At 72.7% G+C, this 3,091-nt stretch carries 1 protein-coding gene and 1 pseudogene; both read left to right on the top strand.

Annotated features, from left to right (window positions below):
• On the top strand, nt 1-2,282 hold a 2,282-nt coding region (locus tag ACJ73U_RS25925; RefSeq protein WP_407780313.1), incomplete at its 5' end, for a right-handed parallel beta-helix repeat-containing protein.
• Nucleotides 2,283-2,312: 30 nt separating this feature from the next.
• Nucleotides 2,313-3,091: pseudogene (locus ACJ73U_RS25920) on the top strand (hypothetical protein); the annotation flags it as partial.

Raw genomic sequence — 3,091 nt, 5'->3', positions numbered from 1 at the left:
GCTACCACGAGAACCTGGTGCTCTCCAAGCCCGTCACGATCACCGCCGAGGACGGGCCGGGCACCGTCCAGCTGGTCGCCACGAGCGGGCCGACCGTGACGCTGTCCGCCGACTCCGCGGCGCTGTCGGGCGTCACGATCGTCGCCGCCGACGCGGAGAGCCCCGCCGTGCTGGTCGTCCGCGGCCAGCTGTCGATCACCGAGTGCGAGGTGCGTGCCTCCGCGTGGGCCACCGTCTTCGCGCGCGACCAGGGCATGGTGCTGATGCGGGACTGCGACGTCCGCAACACGGTCGGCGCCGGCGTCGTGGTGACCTCGTCGGACGGCGGCGTGCTCGACGGCTGCCGGCTCGACGAACTCGGCACGTCCGCGATCGTCGTGGCCGACGACGGCAACCTGCGGGTGCGCTCGTGCACGGTCCGGCAGGCCGCCGGCAACGGCATCTGCCTCAACGGCCGCGGTCAGCTCACCGTCGAGGACACCAAGGTCTCGGGCACCGGCAAGCCGGCGGTGGCGGTCGAGCAGAGCGCCGGCCTGTCCGCCACCCGCCTGACGGTCGCCGACGTGGCGGCCATCGGCTTCTACCTGGCCACCACCGACCGGGTGTCCCTCGAGGACTGCGCGGTCGAGCGGGCGGCCGCGGAAGGCGTGTTCGTGGCCGAGGGCTGCACGCCGACGCTGCGCGGCATGAAGGTCTCGGGCACCCGCGGTCGCGGCATGCACTTCGCCGGGCGTTGTGGCGGCACGGTCTCCGCCGCCACCGTGTCCGATGTGGACGGTATCGGCGTCTCCGTGACCGAGCGGAGCGTCACCGAGTTCGACCAGCTCACGGTGACCGGGTGCACGCAGTCCGGGGTGCGGGTGGACAACGGCGCCGACCCGCTGTTCCGCCGGTTGCGGGTGCTCGGCTGCGACGGCGACGCCATCGCGCTGGTGGGCAGCCGGGGCACCATCGAGAACGTCGAGGTCGAGGGCGGCGAGACGGGGGTCACGGTCAGCGAGGCCGCGCGGCCGACGGTGAACGGCCTGAGCGTCCGCAAGACGGCGGGTGCCGGGGTCACCGTGACGGGTGCGGCGCTGGCGCTCGCGGAGGCCGCGATCGAGGGCACGGGCGGCACCGGCGTGCACGCCGCGAGCGGCGCGGACCTGTCCCTCGTGCGGTGCCGGGTGCAGGGCAGCGGGGGCATGGGCTGCCTGTTCGCCGAGGGCTCCTCCGGTTCGGTGACGGAGTCCGAGTTCTCCGGCGGCTCCGCCGACGGGATCCGGGTCGACACCGAGGAGTCCGTGCGGATCACCAAGTGCACGGTCCGCGACAACCACGGCAGCGGCCTGCGGCAGACCCGCCCCGGCACGTCGATCGAGGTCCTGGACCTCATCACCAGCGGCAACCTCGCACCCGACGCGTTCGGCACGTCCGCCACGGCCGACGTCGCGGCCCCCACGCCCGCCGAGGCGCCGGCGCGACCCACGCGTGGCTCGGACCCGGTGCAGGAGCTGCACAACCTGGTCGGCCTCGCCGGGGTGAAGGCCGAGGTGACGTCCCTGATCAACCTCAACAAGATGGCCAAGCGGCGGATGGACGCCGGCCTGTCCGCGCCGCCGATGGCCAGGCACCTGGTGTTCGCGGGCGCGCCCGGCACGGGCAAGACCACGGTCGCCCGGCTGTACGGCGAGATCCTCGCGGAGCTGGGGGTACTGCGGAAGGGACACCTGGTCGAGGTCGCCCGCGCGGACCTGGTCGCGCAGATCATCGGTGGCACGGCCATCAAGACCACCGAGGCGTTCGAGTCCGCGCTCGGCGGGGTGTTCTTCGTCGACGAGGCGTACACGCTCTCCAGCAGCCGCGGCGGCACCGGCCCGGACTTCGGCCGCGAGGCGATCGACACGCTCGTGAAGCTGATGGAGGACCACCGCGACGACGTCGTGGTGATCGCGGCGGGCTACTCCAAGGAGATGGCGGACTTCCTGTCGGCCAACCCCGGCATGGAGTCCCGCTTCAGCCGCACGATCGAGTTCGCCAACTACACGCCGGAGGAGCTGGTGACGATCGTGCGCACCCAGTGCGCCAAGCACGACTACCGGCTGGACGACGAGGCGGGCGAGGCGCTGCTCAGGTACTTCGAGGAGATCCCGAAGGACGGCACCTTCGGCAACGGCCGCACCGCGCGACGCGTCTTCGAGCGGATGACCGACCGGCAGGCGTCCAGGTTGGCGGCCGACCCCGACGCCGGCGCCGCGGACCTCACCCTGCTGACCCAGGAAGACCTGATCACCGCCAGGTGAGGCCGACCAGACACGATCGGGGAGTTTCGGATGCATCAGCTCGACCTGCTGGTCGCTGAACCGCTGCACGAGGGGCACGTGCTGATCCGGCACCGTGACGAGGAAGGCCTGGACCACCGGCTCGTCGGCGTCGCCCCGGTGGAGCCGGGGCAGCTCCTCGTGTTGGCCACACCCGGTGCGCACGCGGTGGAGTCCCTTGTGGACGATCTGCCCGAGCTGCTGGCACCCTTCCTGGACGGTGTCGAGTCGGTGTGGGTCGGCATCGGCAGCCTCGCCACGTCCGAGCCCGTCGTGTCGCGGCTCGAGTCGTCGCTCGGTGTGCCCGTGGTCGCGCCGGACGGCGGTGTCGCGGCCATGCCGGGCGCGGCGCTGTACGCGGGACACGGGGTCGGCGGGACCGGCTGGTACTCCTCCGGCGAGTTCGTGGGTGCGCGTTTTCCCTTGCCGGCGTGGGAGTCGTGGCTGCCGGCGGCCCCGGTCGAGGTCGACGGGCTCGTCGCGCTGCCGGTGCCGTGCGGCCTCGTGATCTCGGACGCGGCTGCTTTCGACGTGCCGGTCAACCAGCGTTTTCCCAAGCTGGTCCTGGGTTCGCCGGTGCCGTCGCCCGCCGCCGTCGCCTCGTTGCTTGGTGGGTTGCCCGACCGGCCGATCATGCTCGTGCCCGCCGCGCCGGACGCCGCCTCCCACATCTGGCTGGCCGAGCTGTCCATGCTGCTGTCCCGCGACGTCGTGTTCAGCGCGGGGATGCAGGTGCGCAACCGGCGCGGCGCGTTGTCGACGGTGGTGCCCGACGCCGCCGGGAACCGGCT

Source organism: Actinophytocola sp. (assembly GCF_045807065.1).
GTDB lineage: Bacteria > Actinomycetota > Actinomycetes > Mycobacteriales > Pseudonocardiaceae > Actinophytocola.
Note: the sequence above shows the minus strand (reverse complement) of the source record. Positions and strands in the feature narration are given on the sequence as shown.